Source organism: Pseudoalteromonas prydzensis (assembly GCF_011050055.1).
Classification (GTDB): domain Bacteria; phylum Pseudomonadota; class Gammaproteobacteria; order Enterobacterales; family Alteromonadaceae; genus Pseudoalteromonas; species Pseudoalteromonas prydzensis_A.
This window is the reverse complement of sequence record NZ_DRGM01000133.1, coordinates 46,804-62,912: the sequence shown is the minus strand read 5'-3', so window position 1 is coordinate 62,912 and position 16,109 is coordinate 46,804. Positions and strand designations below refer to the sequence as shown.

Genomic DNA, 16,109 nt, shown 5'->3' with positions numbered 1-16,109 from the left:
ATGACTCTACGTATTGCAATTACTCCCGGCGAACCTGCCGGGATTGGCCCTGACCTACTGTTAAAACTTGCTCAACATGACTGGCCAGCACAGCTGGTAGTGATTGCTGATAAACAATTATTACAGCAGCGAGCTAAACAACTTGGTCTATCAATCAACTTGCTGCCGTTTGATGAAAATGCTCCTGCAGCACTGGCTCCAGCGGGTAGTGTCTATCTACATCAAGTTGATTTAGGTGCTGATGTTGAAATCGGTGTATTAAATGATGCCAATGGCCAGTATGTGCTTGATACCTTGCGCATCGCCTGTGAAAAAAATATGAATGGTACATTTGCAGCAGTCGTAACGGGCCCTGTTCATAAAGGTATTATTAACAAAGCAGGCATTTCATTTAGCGGCCATACCGAATATTTTGCACAGCAATCAAACACCCCTGATGTAGTGATGTTGTTAGCGACTGAAGGCTTACGTGTTGCATTGGTGACCACCCACATTCCATTAGCTTATGTATCGCGTGCTATTACCAGTGAACGTTTGAGTAAAGTTGCGGGTATTTTACATCATGACTTACGGACTAAGTTTGGTATCGAAAAGCCACGTATTTTAGTGTGTGGACTTAACCCTCATGCCGGTGAAGATGGTCATTTAGGCCGTGAAGAAATTGATACCATTACCCCTACGCTAGAAAAACTCAATAGCGAGGGAATGAATTTAATTGGTCCTTTACCCGCTGATACCTTGTTCCAAGACAAATATCTATCGCAAGCAGATGCAGTGTTGGCAATGTATCACGATCAAGGCTTACCTGTGCTAAAATACAAAGGTTTTGGTAACTCAGTGAATATTACACTTGGTTTACCGTTTATACGCACCTCAGTAGATCACGGTACGGCACTTGATTTAGCCGGCAGTGGTGATGCTGATGTTGGTAGTTTTGAATTAGCGATCCGCGAAGCAATTAAGCTCGCCCATGAAAAAGCACAAAATCAATGACAGATAAAGTACATTTAGGACACCGCGCCCGTAAACGTTTTGGACAAAACTTTTTATGTGATGAGATGATCATCGATAAAATCGTCAGCGCAATTGATCCTAAGCCGCAAGATAATTTAGTTGAAATCGGTCCAGGTCTTGGTGCTATCACTGAGCCAGTGAGCGAATTAAGCGGCCATTTAACGGTTGTTGAGCTAGATAAAGATTTAGCGCAACGCTTAACTGAACATCCATTTTTAGGGCCAAAACTTAGCGTGCATCAAGGCGATGCCATGAAGTTTGATTTTTCAAGCTTGATGAAGGATGAGCGAAAACTAAAAGTGTTTGGTAATTTACCTTACAATATTTCAACGCCATTATTATTCCACTTATTTGAGTTTGCTGACAACATAGAGCACATGCACTTTATGCTGCAAAAAGAAGTGGTAAAACGTATGGTCGCGGGCCCTGGCAGCAAAACATTTGGTCGCTTAAGTGTTATGACACAGTATTACTGCAATGCCATGCCTGTTATTGAAGTACCACCTGAGTGTTTCAAACCTGCGCCTAAAGTCGACTCTGCCGTTATTCGCTTAATCCCGAAAAAACCAGAGCAACGCACAGCAAAAAGCACTAAAATTCTTAACACTGTGTGCTTAGAGGCTTTTAACCAGCGCCGTAAAACACTGCGTAACAGCTTAGCTAATTTAGTCACTGCGGATGAATTAACAAGTATCGGGATCGATATCACCTTACGCGCTGAAAGCCTTTCGTTACAACAATTTATTGATATAGCTAATTGGATTTATGACAACAAGCAGTAATTTTGGCTCACCCATTAAAGTCTCGGTAGAAACATTTTATGTTGAAGGTCAATCACAACCTGAGCTCGATAAGTATGTATTTGCCTATTCAATTACCATTAAAAATCACAGCCTATGCAGCGCTAAGTTAATTAGCCGTTATTGGCTGATCACTGATGCAAATGGTAAAGAAGTCGAAGTACAAGGCGAAGGCGTGGTCGGTGAAAAGCCAACCATTGGCCCTGGTGAAAGCTACAAATACACCAGTGGTGCAGTACTGGATACTCCAGTAGGTACGATGCAAGGTTATTACACCTTGAAAAATGAATTTGGTACTGAGTTTGATGCACCAATTAATGTTTTTCGTTTAGCACAGCCTAATATTTTGCATTAAATGGCAAACTATGCAATAGGTGATCTACAAGGTTGTTATAAAGAATTTCAAGCCTTGTTGGCCAAAGTGGATTTTAAGCCAAGCAAAGATCACCTTTATTTAGTGGGCGACATTGTTGCCCGCGGCCCCGACTCCCTTGCCTGCCTAGATTATATATATACACATCAAGATAGCATCACCGTTACCTTAGGGAATCATGACTTACACCTGATTGCCAATTATATGTTAGATAAACCCGCTAATCCTAAAGACAAGCTCACCGCCCTGCTTGATTCAGCGAAACTGCCTGCTTATATCGCCCTATTACAACAACAACCACTCGCGCTATGGCTGAAACAAGAACAAGTATTTATTAGCCACGCAGGCCTAAACCCAGCTTGGTCTATTAAACAAGCTCTGCAGCATGCGCAATTTGCACAAAACTGTTATCAAGGCCCACACGCGCCTGACTATTTCAAGCATATGTATGACCAGCATCCACCTGTTTGGCATGAGCAACTTACTGAATTTGAGCAATTTAGATATATTGTAAATTACTTTACACGAATGCGCTTTTTAACCCTTGATGAGCAATTAGAACTGACCTTTAAAGGCGCGATTACTGACTCTAATGCAATGATCCCTTGGTTTAAACACCCACGATTTAACACCTTTAAGAAACACATTGTCTTCGGTCATTGGGCTGCGCTTGAAGGCATAACCAATCATGCAAATATCCACGCTTTAGATACAGGTTGTGTATGGGGTGGTAAGCTGAGCTTGATGGAGTTAAAAAATAAGCAATACTTTAGCGCTAATTCTACTGATTTCATCTAATTTAACTGAAAAATTAATCATCTTCTGTTAGATTTATAGTAACGAATGTTAAAAGTAATTAAATTTAATTACTTAACTTATCCGCAATAAAGCCGATAAAGTCTAATTGCTACTCTCTTTATGGAATTTTTATATGAACTTAACTGTCAGCCAACGTATTTGGGGTGGTTTTATTTGTATCACCTTATTACTTCTTTTAATTGGGGGTAATTCACTGTTCAGAATCGCAAATATTAATAATTCAGCACAACAAGTAAATCAATTATCACTACCAGCTTTAGAGCAAAGCTCAGATCTACAAGTTGAATTTATTTTGATGAGTAAAGCTGCACAAGCAAGTTTTTACACCGTATCAGCTGCAGAACTTGCGCCAGTTCAACAATCTGTATTAGAGCAAAAACAACGCTTTGATAAATCTTACTCGCAATTACAACAAGTTGTTCGCGATAACCCACAGCTTAATCAAAGTAGTCAAAACGTTGAGCGAACTTACAAAGGCTTTATTCAATCGGTAGAAAATTTATTAGAATATAAAAGTAATCAATTAGAACTCAATAAATCACTACGTGCTCAATTGGAAGCCATTGAACTTGCTGCGGAAGATGCCAATTCTGTGGTTTTAGATATCATCGATATAGATGGCTTAGAAAGTAGTGATAACCGAGCGTATCAAGCGGCTAATAAATTAGAAAATAACTTTTTATCCTTAGTAACAAACAGCACTGACATGCTGACAGTAAAAACTCAAAATACCTTAGATATCATTAAAAATGAGCAACTTTATTATTTAGAAGAAATTGAGCGTAGCTTAAACCTACTGAAACCAGCCGTAGAAGCTGCTGAGCCAGCTTTGTACAATGACCTAAATAATTATTTTGTCTCTATTCGCGATAACATTCTCGGCAATAATAGTATTTCAGCTAACAAAAAACGTTTAATTGATGTAATCGCAATGACTGAAAAGGAACTTACTGAGGCAGAGCAAGCTACGGCCACTGCACTCAAACAACTTAATGAATTAGTTTCTCAAGCCAGTAATGTTGCTTTTGAATTGCAAAAAGAAGTTAGGACCGACGTAGATTCAGCTAATTTATGGACCTGGATCGGTATGATCAGCGCCACACTTTTAGCTATCATAGTGGCTTACATTACGGTTAATCGCATAATCAAACCACTTGCAGAAGTTAACCGCATTCTAGATATTGTTGCCAGTGGCGACATGACACAACGCCTTGATGATAGCGCTAAAGATGAGTTTGGTGAGCTATCGCGCAGCTGCAATACATTAATAACCAGCTTACGTAGTTTGATCCAAGGTATTATATCACGCTCCACACAGCTTGCTGCCGCATCAGAAGAAACCTCAGCAATTACTGGTGAGTCAAGCCAAGCTATTCGTAATCAACAAGCGCAAGTAGAGCAAGCCGCCACTGCGACGACTGAAATGAGCAGTACTTCACAAACAGTAAGTAACAGCGCACAACAAGCACTTAAAGAAATCAAAAATGCGGATAAAGAAGCTGAGCGGGTTAAAGGGATTTCTAACCATAACAAAGCAACCATTGAGCAGCTCGCCCGTGAAGTGGAATCGGCATCTGTAGTTATTAATAAGCTGCATCAAGATAGCGCTTCTATAGGTAGCATCCTTGATGTTATTCGTGGCATTGCAGATCAGACTAACCTACTTGCACTTAACGCTGCCATAGAAGCTGCTCGGGCCGGTGAACAAGGTCGTGGTTTTGCTGTTGTTGCTGATGAAGTACGATCGCTGGCAAGTAAAACCCAAGCCTCGACGCAAGAAATTCAAGCCATGATTGAGTCATTACAAACGGGCGCTGAAGCCGCTGTAACGGCAATGTCTAAAGGTAAACAACAAGCGGATTCGTGTGTTGAGCAATCAGATTTAGCCAACACGGCGCTGGATTCAATCACCGCGGCCGTTGCTCTAGCCCATGATGTAAGTGAAGAGATATCAACCGCAGCGCAAGAGCAGCAGCAAGTATCGCAAGAGATCAGTGAACGCCTTGAGTCAATTGTAGCCATTGCTGAGCAAACGGCTGAAGGTGCAAATCAAACCAATATATCTAGTTCAGAAGTCGCTAAACTTGCAGAAGAACTGCGCTTATCTGTGGATGAATTTAAAGTCTAGGATAAAGCAAATTAAAACCACAAAGCCGTGTTGATTTAAAACACGGCTTTTTTTTCGAAAAAATAAACCACCGATATCTCACTTTTCACTGCTGAGCTAACAAATTGCGTGGGAACAGCCAACTGGTATAATTTCATCGTCCACAAACTAGCTTTGCTTGTTGGCAATACTCCATTATTTTTCCACAAAAAAGCCGAACTCCACGTTAATAAAGTTCGGCTTTTAATGATCATCAAGCTTAGCTAGATTACTTTATCTATGCAGCTGGATACTCACGATACGCACGTTCAATGTTCTTCGCTTGCTTTTTAGAGATCCCTAAATGAGCAAGTGCTACACGTAAACGGGCACGGGATAGATCAGAGCCTAAAATTTCCATTGCATCAAGTACTGACGTTGATGACGTTTTGCCCGTAATAGCCACAAAAATTGGCTCTAAGAAATCTTTGATTTTTAGCTCATGGAAGGTAGCAACAGCCTTCGCAATGGCAAAAATTTCTGGTTTTTCAAAGCTACGTAAACCTTCAAGCTGCCATATAAAGAACTGTAAAGCTTGACGAATTACATCTTCATCGGCTTTACCTGCGGTGAGTAAAGCTGGATCGTACGTTGGTATACCACCAACAAAATGCCCTGCTAAATCAACCATATCCGACAAAGTATTAATACGCGTTTTCGCTTCTGGTAAAACTTTGCCAAAAAAGTCGCTATTAAACTTCCAATCAACAAAGCGCTGCATAAGCTCGCTATCGGTTAAGTTTTCACGGATCCACATGCCGTTTAACCAGCTTAGTTTATCAACGTCAAATACCGGCCCACCCAGTGACACACGTTTCATGTCGAAGTGTTCAATCATCTCAGCAAGGGTGAACTTTTCACGCTCATCTGGCATTGACCAGCCCATGCGGCCAAGGTAGTTAAGTACCGCCTCTGGTAAGTAACCCATTTCTTTATAGTAATTAATAGAAGTGGGATTTTTACGTTTTGACAATTTAGATTTATCTGGGTTACGTAATAATGGTAAGTGCCCAAGTACTGGTGCTTGCCAGCCAAAATCTTCGTATAGTTTTAATAGCTTCGGTGCTGAGTTGATCCACTCTTCACCACGGAAAATATGACTAATTTGCATATGGTGATCATCAACCACATTGGCTAAAAAGTAAGTTGGGAATCCATCAGCTTTTAAAAGCACTTGCATGTCTACGTTTTCCCACGGGATCTCAATTTCACCTCGTAAGTAATCGTTAAACTTAAAGCTGCCTGCACTTGGAATATTCATGCGGATCACATAAGGCTTGTCAGCGGCTAAATTCGCTTTAATTTCGTCCTCTGTCAGCTTTAAACCACGGCCATCGTACTTAGGACGCAGGCCTTCGGCCATTTGTTGTTCACGCATTTGATCCAGCTCTTCGCTAGTTGCAAAACAATAAAATGCTTTGCCATCATCAACTAACTGATGTGCATATTTTTTATATAACTCACTACGCTCTGACTGACGGTAAGGGCCAAATTCCCCGCCCACGTCAGGACCATGATCCCACTCAAGCCCTAACCAACGTAAGCTATCCATGATCGCTTGCTCTGATTCTGGTGTGCTACGTACTTGGTCTGTGTCTTCAATACGAAGTACAAATTCACCACCTTGTTGTTTAGCAAAACAATAGTTGAATAAGGCGATGTAAGCGGTGCCAAGATGCGGGTCACCAGTAGGCGACGGCGCAACACGAGTACGAATTGTCATGGTTATGTTCTCTTTAAAAAAGGACTATAAAAGTTGCCCAAATGCTAGCATAGCATGGGCAATTTTCGAAGTTATTGGACGCTTTATGCAGCGACTTTATTTAAGTAAGCGATAATATCGTTTGATTCATATAACCAAGTCACTTGGTTATCTTTTTCGATGCGTAAACACGGTACTTTTATTTTTCCACCTTGCTCTAGCAATTCTTGGCGATACAGCTCGTTATGTTTGGCATCGCGAGTTTCAACTTTTAAGCCTTCACGCTTAATGGCACGGCGTACTTTTACGCAAAAAGGACACGCTTTGAATTGATACAATTTAAATTGCGCAGTAAGCTGATCAAGCGGTTGTTGCTCATCCGCAGAGCGTTTTTTACTGCGAGGGGTAAAAACAAAATCAAAAAAGAGGATTAAACTACCTAATAACCAACGAACTAATTTCATCAACTGAGCCCTGTATACAACGATTTAAGGGCACAGATTTTAACACAGAATATAAAGCTAAAATAGCATCAAAAAACGCGGTTCCATCGCCTAAAAAGTAAAGCAATCCACGTTATTTTTGAAAATATAAAGCCAACCTCAATAGCGCAGTGAAAAGGCAGGCATCAAAGGTTTAGTGTTGCGGTATTATGAAAACTATCCATTCATGTCCACAAGGGGTGACTTTATTGTTTTACAATGTAGTCGTTTGATAATCTAAAACAACACCAAATTATCACGATGGATCACCTCACTGCCACAGTCAAAGGCTAGCAACTTAGCTATTTCACTTGAATGACAACCTTTAATGATATCGATTTCAGCTTTACTAAAACGTACTAACCCACGGGCAACTAATTGCTGATCGCTGGTGACTAAATCAATAAGATCGCCACGTTCAAACTGACCACGCACACCACGTACGCCTTTGGCTAATAAACTAGCGCCTTGTTGCTGTAAAGCGTTTACAGCGCCATCATCAATCACTATTTGGCCACTACTTTTAGGTCCAGCTAACAGCCATTTTTTACGGCCATCGCGTGGCGCGATGAGCTTTACAAAGCGTGTGCCTGGTAACTGTTCGCTCATACAGTTAAGAATTACATTTTCACCAGCACCTTTAGCAATGATCACTTCAACGCCAGCACGGCGCGCGATATCTGCCGCTTGTAATTTTGTTGCCATGCCACCAGTGCCTAAGCTGGTGCCACTGCCACCAGCAAGTTGGCGTAATTCATCATCGATATGATTCACTTCATCAATAAGTTGCGCATTAATATCTGTGCGTGGATCGCTAGTAAATAAGCCTTCTTGATCGGTCAATAATAATAATTTGTCCGCATTAGCTAATATTGCTACCAGCGCAGAAAGGTTATCGTTATCACCGACTTTAATTTCAGCAGTCGCAACTGCGTCATTTTCATTAATGATCGGCACTACGTCATAACTTAATAGCGCGGTTAATGTATCGCGGGCATTGAGGTAACGCTCTCTGTAATCAACATCAGCGCGGGTTAGTAGCATTTGCCCCACATTCACACCATATAAAGCGAATAAGCTTTGCCATGTGTGTATTAGTTGGCCTTGGCCAATCGCGGCAAGCATCTGTTTATCAATCAATGAACGACCACAGGGTTTTAATAGTTGCTCACGACCCGCAGCCACTGCACCGCTTGAAACTAGCACTACTTGATGACCTTGTTTTTTTAATTCACAACATTGGCGAACTAATTCCACCATGTGCGCTTTGTCGAGTTTATCGGTGCCGCCGGTGAGTACACTCGTTCCCAGCTTAACCACTATTACCTGTGCCCTTTGCATGCTTTTTACTACACAAAAATATTGAAGGATTTATTTATACCAGTTATCGATTTTTGAACAAGTAAAAAAAATTCATGCTAGGATCGCCTTTTACTATAATCATACGACGTTTATGCCAGCTAGCCTTTGTTTGATCATTGCCACCTTTTTATGGGGTAGCTCTTTTATCGCCTTAAAATATGCCATTGCTATTTATGATCCTGCTTTAGTCATTTTTTTGCGCATGCTCACCACCTTAGTATTAGCGTTATGTTTATGGCGATATGTGATCCGCTTTGAATATCATAAAGGTGATTGGAAGTACTTAGTAGGCATGTCGCTGGCTGAGCCCTGCCTGTATTTTTTGTTTGAAGGCCATGCAATGGAATACACTTCGGCTTCGCAAGCGGGGGTTATTGTTTCGTGCTTACCGATTATAGTGGCGCTTTTAGCGTTTTTTATGCTCAAAGAGTACATCAGTAAAGCCATCGTTATTGGCTTTACCTTTTGTATTGGCGGCAGTATTTTACTCACTCTGCTATCGCCTACTTCAGAGCAAGCCCCTAATCCATTGCTGGGTAACTTTTTAGAACTAATGGCGATGGTTTGCGCCGCGTTTTATACTATTTCAGTTAAGCATTTAGTTGCCCGCTACTCACCATTAACTTTAATTGCACTGCAAGGTTTTAGCGGTAGTCTGTTCTTTGCGCCATTTTTACTGTTTATTGATTTACCCAGTGAAAACCAACATGATCTTAGCGCATTATTAAGTATTTTATATTTAGGCTCTTGCGTCACCTTAGGCGGCTATGGCTTGTATAATTACGCAATTAGTAAAGTATCGGTACTCACTGCGGCCGCCTATTCAAATTTAATTCCAATTTTCACGCTCATCTTGTCGGCAATTATTTTGGGGGAAATTCTCACGTTAGGGCAATGGCTAAGTATCTTCGTGGTGTTTATTGGCGTAATGATAAGCCAACGCCATCAGGAGTTGGTTGTCGATGTTAATGAAGAGGCTTTATCGGATGAGACTTTATCTGCTGATACTAACAAGCGCAAATCAGTGCCTGATGCTAGTGAGTTAAAAGGATAACAAGTCAGTAAGTACAAACCAGCTTGTGCTAAAAAATGGTGCTGGGATTGATGGATCACCTCAATCCCACGTACTTGGTATTGTTCAATCACGCCATTTTGCGTTTGCAAGCTAAACTGCTCACCCACTTTCACTTTTTGTAAAAAAGCAAAGTGGGTGTCATTATGCCCAGCAATCAATACGCCACGCTCTGAGCCGAGCTCGCCACTGGGTAAAAAGTGACTCGGTGCAAAGGCTAAGTTACGGCCGCTGGCTCCTGCTAATATTGTTAAGGTTTGTTTTTGACTTGGCCAATTCAGTTGTGCGGTCACGTAACTGTCAGCATAAAACCATGGTTTTACCTGTTGCTGTGGCGTTGTCAGTGCCAGTTGCCAAGCCTGCTCAATAAAATGTTGTGCCAACCACGCTTTAGCTTGCATATAACTGCCATGGCCAAACAGCGCCAAACCAACAATCAATAATAGAGCACCGAGCACTGCTTTCATTTTTTTAGCCTCAGCACCACAAATCCAGCCAATAGCACGCAACCGAGCAAAATATGCAGTCGGCTCTGCCCATCAGTTTGCGGCAAACGCATTGTTAACCCCTGTGGCAGCTGATTAGCAGCTTGTACGTTGTGCTCTGCAACCGTGCTCGACTGCGTTTGTTCAATTGCTATAAAGGCGGTAAATGGGCTGAGTAATTGATGCTCAAGCGCCAGACTCTCAACCTGTGCTTTTACCTGCTGTTGTTGGTTATAAAGTAATAACGACTTAATTTTTTGTCGTGCCCAGAGCCTTGCAATCCCCTGTGCTGACTGCCCTTGTTGTGTATTTAATTTTATTGCCAGTGGTCCTTGCGCTGTTTGCCCTGTTAATGTAATCGCAGATTGGTTATCAAGCTTAACCGCCACCATTACTGGCTCTGAAAAATATAAATCTGGTAACGGCGATGGCCAATATTCAAGTTGTTGACTAACTGCATCACTAATAAGTGCAAGTTGCGTAATAGCAGGATGTGCCAATTTATCAAACAGCTGCTGCATTTTTGGTTGCACTTGTGCGCTGCTACCTATATGGGTAAATGTACCACGGCCAACATCCGCGGCGCGGCGCATAAAATAGCTATTTGGCGCACTGCCTATACCCACAGTAAACAAGCGGCTGTCACCTAATGCTGCGTTAATATGTTTAAACAAGGCATCTTCATTACTAACACTGCCATCGGTTAAAAACACCACTTGGCGTACATACCCAAGATGCTCACGGCCATCCAGCACCGCATCCAACGCCCCTTTAATTTCAGTGCCGCCATCAGCTTGTAAGTTATAAACAAAGCGCTCTGCGCGGCGTAAATTAAAATCGTTTGCTGGCACTGGTTTATTACTCATTGGCATTATTTGGTCATCAAAGCCAATAATGTTAAAGCTGTCGTTGCTATCAAGTAACGATAGCGCATAGTGCAGCGCACTTTTAGCTTGCTCCATTGATTGGCCATGCATAGAGCCTGAGGTATCAACAACAAAAATCATTTCTCTTGCCAATCGCTGGGTTTGCGTAAAATGGTCGTCTGGCGGCAACAACATTAGCAAACCAAAGCGCTCACCATTATTAAGTTGCTCGGTAAAAAATGCGGCTTGCGCTTGCTCTTTTTGCAGCGGTTTAAACTCCAGTAAAAAATCACGGTCCACTGCATTAGGCTCATTCAAAGCAACTTGATATTGACCAAAGGCTGAGTTTTCGATTGCAATCTGATGATACTTAGATTGAATATCAACCAGCTCTAAACCAACATCGATATTAATTGTTAAACTAAATTCACTTTGCGCTGTATCACTATGACTAGAGGATGAGTAAATAGGCGTGATCCATCCTGATGGCGTAAATACAGTAGCAGCAGGCTGCTTTGCAACGCGTGGACTCTCGCTTTGTTCACGAGTTTGCAGTACCCCATTAATTGGATGATAACGGGGCGTTATTGTGGTTGGAAACCGCAGCGCAAATGTACCGCTGCGATAATCAATCACTTCTTGATATTTCAGCTCTATTTGCACTTCTTCGCCGGGGCCGATGTTTGCCACATTAGTGACAAACATGTTCGAGCGCTGCTGGCGCACTAAAGCCGCTTGTTGACCCGCTTGTTGTGCCTGTTGAAAACGCAGCTCTGCTTGTACTTTTTTATCAATTTCCCCTTTGATCACTCGATCGCCAATCTGCATTGTCATGGCATGCACTGCACTTTCATCGGCCAGTGGAAAGACATAGCGCGCATTAACAGCAAACGGGTTTTCATTGCGATAATGTTGAGTTACCACAACATGGTTTATCAGCCCTGTGATTGTCATGGTGGCATCACTTTTTAAAATAACGCCAGGTGCAGCCATTGCACCTTTGCTGTCGAACATAGTTAGTTCTGGCGATGTGTTGGCGTGACTCGCACAGCTGACTAACACGATGAAAATAAAAAGGCTTCCCCGTAGCCATAAACGGCTACGGATCAGCACTTTGCTTGGTTTACTCAACATAAAAATCACTCCCTTGGCGGCTACTTGGCAAAATGGCGATTAGTTACTCGCGGTTTGGCTATACGGCTGCGTGCTTGGACGCGTTGTTAACGTCACACGGCGATCAAACATGTTTTCTTCATAGTTATCGCTATCAGCCACAGTTTGCTGCTCACCAAATGCGGTGGTCGTTAATCGGGTATGGCTGATACCTTGTTTTATTAAGTAGCTTTGTACATTGGCAACTCGCTGTTTTGAAAGCGCTAGATTAGCGAGTTCATCACCACGTTGATCGGCAAAGCCATTTAAATCTAACTGCAAGTCAGGTTGGCTTTGTAGCAAATTCACTAGTTGGTCGAGTTGGCTGGCAAAGTGCGGAGCAATCTCACTTGAACCGGTTTTAAATTGAATGGTCATTGCCATTAGATTGTGCATTTGTGCTAATGCTAGGCGTTCATTATTGGCTTCAAGTTGATCGAGCTGTTCAGTCATTTGCGCATTTTTAGCGAGTACATGCTGGTAATCATCAGTTTTATCTTGCAGCACTAATAAAGCACGTTGTTGCTCGGCAATTTTATCTTCGGCCACTTCTTGCTCACCAATCAAGCCACCAGCAAATGCGCCAACAAAGGCACCAATTGGGCCGCCAACAATCCCGCCTAAAATCGCACCGGTGCTGAGGCCGATAACCGTTTCTTTATGAGTTTCTTTTGCTGCCACTGATTTTGTGTCAGCGTGCGCTAAGTTAGGCGCTGCAAAAATAGTAGCGATAGTGCAAGCGATAATCATTTTTTTCATGGTGTAATCCTTTTTTGCTTAATAACTTAATGGTTGGCAACTCATAGGTTGGGTAGCTGCCCTATTTGGTATAACGCTATTAAAGCAAGCTCAAGTGGCAACAAAGGGGAGCAAAAAAGGCAAACTGCTGAGCAATTGTGGCAAAAAAAAGGCAATTGCCTTTTTGCCAGTGCGAAAGAAAAAAAATTAGGTATAGTGCAATCAAATGAGTAAGAAGGTATGAAGATGAAGAAAATAGCCATCATTGAAGATGAAACCGCAATCCGCGAAAACTACATGGAAATGCTTAGCGCACAAGGGTATCAGGTCAGCGGCTATTGCGACCGCCAAAGTGCAGAGCATGCATTTAATGACGCATTGCCCGATTTAGCGATTGTCGATATTGGTTTAGGTCATGAAATTGATGGCGGTTTTTTACTATGTCAAACTCTGCGTTCGCTTTCTAAAACCTTGCCGATTATTTTTTTAACCGCCCGCGATAGCGAAATTGATACCGTGTGCGGCCTACGCATGGGCGCAGATGATTACCTTACTAAAGACATCAGCATGGCGCATTTAGCCGCACGTATTGGTGCGTTGTTTCGGCGCATGGAAGCCCTTGAGCAACCGGCTGATCAAAATGCCTTACTCAATCGCGGCCTACTCACGCTTGATACTAAACGTATGCAAGTATTTTGGCAGCAGCAAATAGTCGATTTAACCGTCACAGAGTTTTGGATGCTGCACTCACTGGCTCAGCGCCCGGGGCATGTAAAAAGCCGTAACGAGCTAATGAGCGATGCAAAAATTTACGTTGATGACAGCACAATCACTTCGCACGTTAAACGTATTCGTAAAAAATTTATTGCCTTAGATGCGCAGTTTGATTGTATCGACACCGTGTACGGTATGGGTTACCGCTGGGAGCAACTGTAATGCTGCGCTTTGGTTTGCGTAGCAAGTTTATTTTGCTGTCATGCTTTTTGTTTTTATTGCCTTGGCTTGGCTATGAATATGTGTGGGAAATGGAAAAGTTTTTACGCCAAGGGCAAGAAAAAACCCTGGTCGGCACCACTCGCGCACTCGCCACTGCATTACATGAGCGCCCTGCGCTATTTGATTCGCAAAGCAATTTTTTAGATCAAGTCGTCAAAGGCCGTGATCTTTATGCCTATAACCTCAGTAACCCCATTCAACTTGACGGTAAATTATCTGACTGGCAGCCGTACCAAAGTTTAATCTGGCACTATGATCAGCGCTATTTACAAACCAATAAACCCGACCATCAGCTTGAGGACTTATCGTTTGAGCATATGGTTGGCAAATATGAAAACTTTTTATATGCAGTATTTAAAGTTACCGATGACTCGGTGGTTTATCGCGCTAAAAACAGCTTAAGTTTAACCCGTAATGATCACTTACAAATCATGCTTAAAACGCCTGATGGCGAATTTAAACGCTACATTGTTGCCGCCAGAAAAGACGGTTGGATCAATGCATTCGATGCGCAAAGCAAAATTCCTATTACAAAAATTCAAGGTTACTTTGTCAGTACAGAGACGGGCTACAATATAGAACTGCGCTTGCCACTTAATATGCTGGGTAATAAACTTGGTTTTGCTATCGAAGATTGGGATCAAGGTAAGCCTGAACCACAAACCATGTCGACTTCAAACTTACAAAACCCCAATGATATTGGCTCAGTTCTCGTTCCTTCCCCAGAAATAAACCGGATTTTAAAAGGCATGGGACACAGCGGCAGCCGTATTTGGGTAGTTGATAATCATCACCGGGTACTGGCGCAATCTGGATCAATTCACCATGCCGACGGCGTATGGGCGGATGGTATTGCAGATAAACCGCCTACAACTTGGTGGCAGCGCTTTGAGCAAAACTATTTACACCCACTTTATTACAAGGTACTCACCCGCCCCGAAAACGAATTTTTAGATACCTTACATGATGTTGCGGCCATGCAAGGTACACACATAGGTAAAGCACTCACGGGGACACCTGCCTCGTCGTGGCGACTGACTCCAGATAACAAAGCGGTTATTTTATCTGCTGCTTATCCGATATGGATCCAAGACCAAGTGATTGGTGCCGTGGTCGCCGAAGAGACCACCAACGGTGTACGCACTTTACGAAATAAATCGCTCGAAAAGCTATTTAATGTGATTTTAGCGGTAATGCTGATAGGCACAGTAACCCTGTTCTTTTTTGCCTCAAGAATATCAAGTCGCATTCGCCGCCTTCGCGATACCGCAGAGCAAGCCATTGACGCCCAAGGGCGAGTAACGGGCAGCATTGATTATAGTGACTCAAACGATGAGATAGGCGACTTATCCCGTAGCTTTGCCAATATTGTTGGCCGCTTAGGCGGTTATACTAATTATTTAGAAACCATGTCATCGCGGTTATCTCACGAACTGAGAACCCCTGTTGCCGTAGTACGAAGCTCGCTTGAAAACTTACAAATGCAGCCGCAAAGTGAGCTTAGCCAAAAATACCTTGATCGCGCCAGTGAAGGGGTGGAGCGGTTAGGTAAAATTATTACCACCATGAGCGAAGCAACGCGTCTTGAACAAAGCATTCAAAGCGCAGAAGCTGAACCATTTGATTTACGTAAAGTGATAACGGGCTGCATGCAGGGCTATCAACTCACCTACCCGCAGCAGGCTTTCACTATCGATATTTGCGACTCTTCCTTAGCTGTTATGGGCGCACCTGAATTTGTCGCACAGCTACTCGATAAACTCATTAATAATGCCTTAGAGTTTAACCTTTGTGATAGCGCAATAAGCGTCAGCTTAGCGAAAGACGATAACGAGGCCGTTTTAACTGTTAAAAATAACGGGCCATTACTACCAGCAGGACTTGCTGAACATATTTTTGACTCGATGGTTTCAGTTCGCAGTCAACAACTTCAACAACAGCCTCACTTAGGGTTGGGTTTATACATTGTTCGTTTAGTATGTGAATATCATCAAGGCAGTGTAATAGCGGCCAATAATCAACAAGGTGATGGCGTTGAGTTTATTGTTAGGATGCCATTATCTACACCCAAATATAAAGATGTAACCCAAAAGAGCTGAGGG

14 protein-coding genes are annotated in these 16,109 nt (G+C 42.5%); 8 read left to right on the top strand and 6 right to left on the bottom strand.

All coding sequences use genetic code 11. From position 1 onward, the window contains the following. From pdxA to ENH88_RS12930, 5 genes are all read left to right on the top strand, one after another. A complete protein-coding gene (gene pdxA / locus ENH88_RS12950; protein WP_304182705.1) occupies nt 1-993 on the top strand; it encodes a 4-hydroxythreonine-4-phosphate dehydrogenase PdxA in 993 nt (330 codons plus the stop codon). Further along, nucleotides 990-1,796: a 16S rRNA (adenine(1518)-N(6)/adenine(1519)-N(6))-dimethyltransferase RsmA gene (gene rsmA, locus ENH88_RS12945; RefSeq protein WP_064665541.1), complete on the top strand. Its 807-nt coding sequence runs from the start codon at nt 990-992 to the stop codon at nt 1,794-1,796. The genes pdxA and rsmA overlap by 4 nt, the downstream gene beginning before the upstream one ends. Further along, a complete protein-coding gene (apaG, locus tag ENH88_RS12940) occupies nt 1,780-2,169 on the top strand; it encodes a Co2+/Mg2+ efflux protein ApaG (protein WP_304182704.1) in 390 nt (129 codons plus the stop codon). Before rsmA ends, apaG begins: the two co-directional genes overlap by 17 nt. Next, nucleotides 2,170-2,985 (top strand): symmetrical bis(5'-nucleosyl)-tetraphosphatase, encoded by an 816-nt coding sequence (locus tag ENH88_RS12935; protein ID WP_304182703.1) that lies wholly within the window; start codon nt 2,170-2,172, stop codon nt 2,983-2,985. A 133-nt stretch (nt 2,986-3,118) separates the two neighbouring features. Further along, nucleotides 3,119-5,134, top strand: coding sequence for a methyl-accepting chemotaxis protein (locus tag ENH88_RS12930; protein WP_304182702.1), 2,016 nt, complete (start codon nt 3,119-3,121; stop codon nt 5,132-5,134). A gap of 256 nt (nt 5,135-5,390) precedes the next feature. Here the strand turns inward: ENH88_RS12930 and gltX are convergent, their stop codons facing one another. From gltX to proB, 3 genes are all read right to left on the bottom strand, one after another. Then, the gene (gltX, locus tag ENH88_RS12925) at nt 5,391-6,875 is read right to left on the bottom strand and encodes a glutamate--tRNA ligase (protein WP_304182701.1); all 1,485 of its coding nucleotides are present in this window, start codon (nt 6,873-6,875) and stop codon (nt 5,391-5,393) included. 83 nt (nt 6,876-6,958) lie between these two features. Then, nucleotides 6,959-7,318 carry a glutathione S-transferase N-terminal domain-containing protein gene (locus tag ENH88_RS12920; protein WP_304182700.1) on the bottom strand — a complete coding sequence of 120 codons (360 nt, stop codon included), beginning with the start codon at nt 7,316-7,318 and terminating at the stop codon, nt 6,959-6,961. Between the two features lie 255 nt (nt 7,319-7,573). Then, on the bottom strand, nt 7,574-8,677 hold the full coding sequence (proB, locus tag ENH88_RS12915; protein ID WP_304182699.1) for a glutamate 5-kinase: 1,104 nt from the start codon (nt 8,675-8,677) through the stop codon (nt 7,574-7,576). Between the two features lie 112 nt (nt 8,678-8,789). On the opposite strand from proB, the gene ENH88_RS12910 reads away from it, so the two are divergent. Continuing rightward, on the top strand, nt 8,790-9,752 hold the full coding sequence (locus ENH88_RS12910; protein ID WP_304182698.1) for a DMT family transporter: 963 nt from the start codon (nt 8,790-8,792) through the stop codon (nt 9,750-9,752). On the opposite strand, the gene ENH88_RS12905 is transcribed toward ENH88_RS12910, so the two are convergent. The 3 genes from ENH88_RS12905 to pdsO are packed head-to-tail and all read right to left on the bottom strand — an operon-like array spanning nt 9,644 to nt 13,032. Beyond that, complete coding sequence (locus tag ENH88_RS12905) at nt 9,644-10,237, bottom strand: class GN sortase (protein WP_304182697.1); 594 nt, start codon at nt 10,235-10,237, stop codon at nt 9,644-9,646. The two genes, ENH88_RS12910 and ENH88_RS12905, sit on opposite strands and share 109 nt — an antisense overlap. Then, the gene (locus ENH88_RS12900; RefSeq protein ID WP_304182696.1) at nt 10,234-12,255 is read right to left on the bottom strand and encodes a marine proteobacterial sortase target protein; all 2,022 of its coding nucleotides are present in this window, start codon (nt 12,253-12,255) and stop codon (nt 10,234-10,236) included. Before ENH88_RS12900 ends, ENH88_RS12905 begins: the two co-directional genes overlap by 4 nt. Nucleotides 12,256-12,294: 39 nt before the next feature. Continuing rightward, nucleotides 12,295-13,032, bottom strand: a complete 738-nt coding sequence (pdsO, locus tag ENH88_RS12895; protein WP_304182695.1) for a sortase-associated OmpA-like protein PdsO — start codon at nt 13,030-13,032, stop codon at nt 12,295-12,297. 225 nt (nt 13,033-13,257) lie between these two features. On the opposite strand from pdsO, the gene pdsR reads away from it, so the two are divergent. Both pdsR and pdsS read left to right on the top strand, forming a co-directional pair. After that, complete coding sequence (gene pdsR, locus ENH88_RS12890) at nt 13,258-13,947, top strand: proteobacterial dedicated sortase system response regulator (protein WP_304182694.1); 690 nt, start codon at nt 13,258-13,260, stop codon at nt 13,945-13,947. Further along, entirely contained in the window at nt 13,947-16,106 is a 2,160-nt protein-coding gene (pdsS, locus tag ENH88_RS12885) for a proteobacterial dedicated sortase system histidine kinase (protein WP_304182693.1), read from the top strand. The genes pdsR and pdsS overlap by 1 nt, the downstream gene beginning before the upstream one ends. The last annotated feature ends 3 nt before the right edge of the window (nt 16,107-16,109 follow it).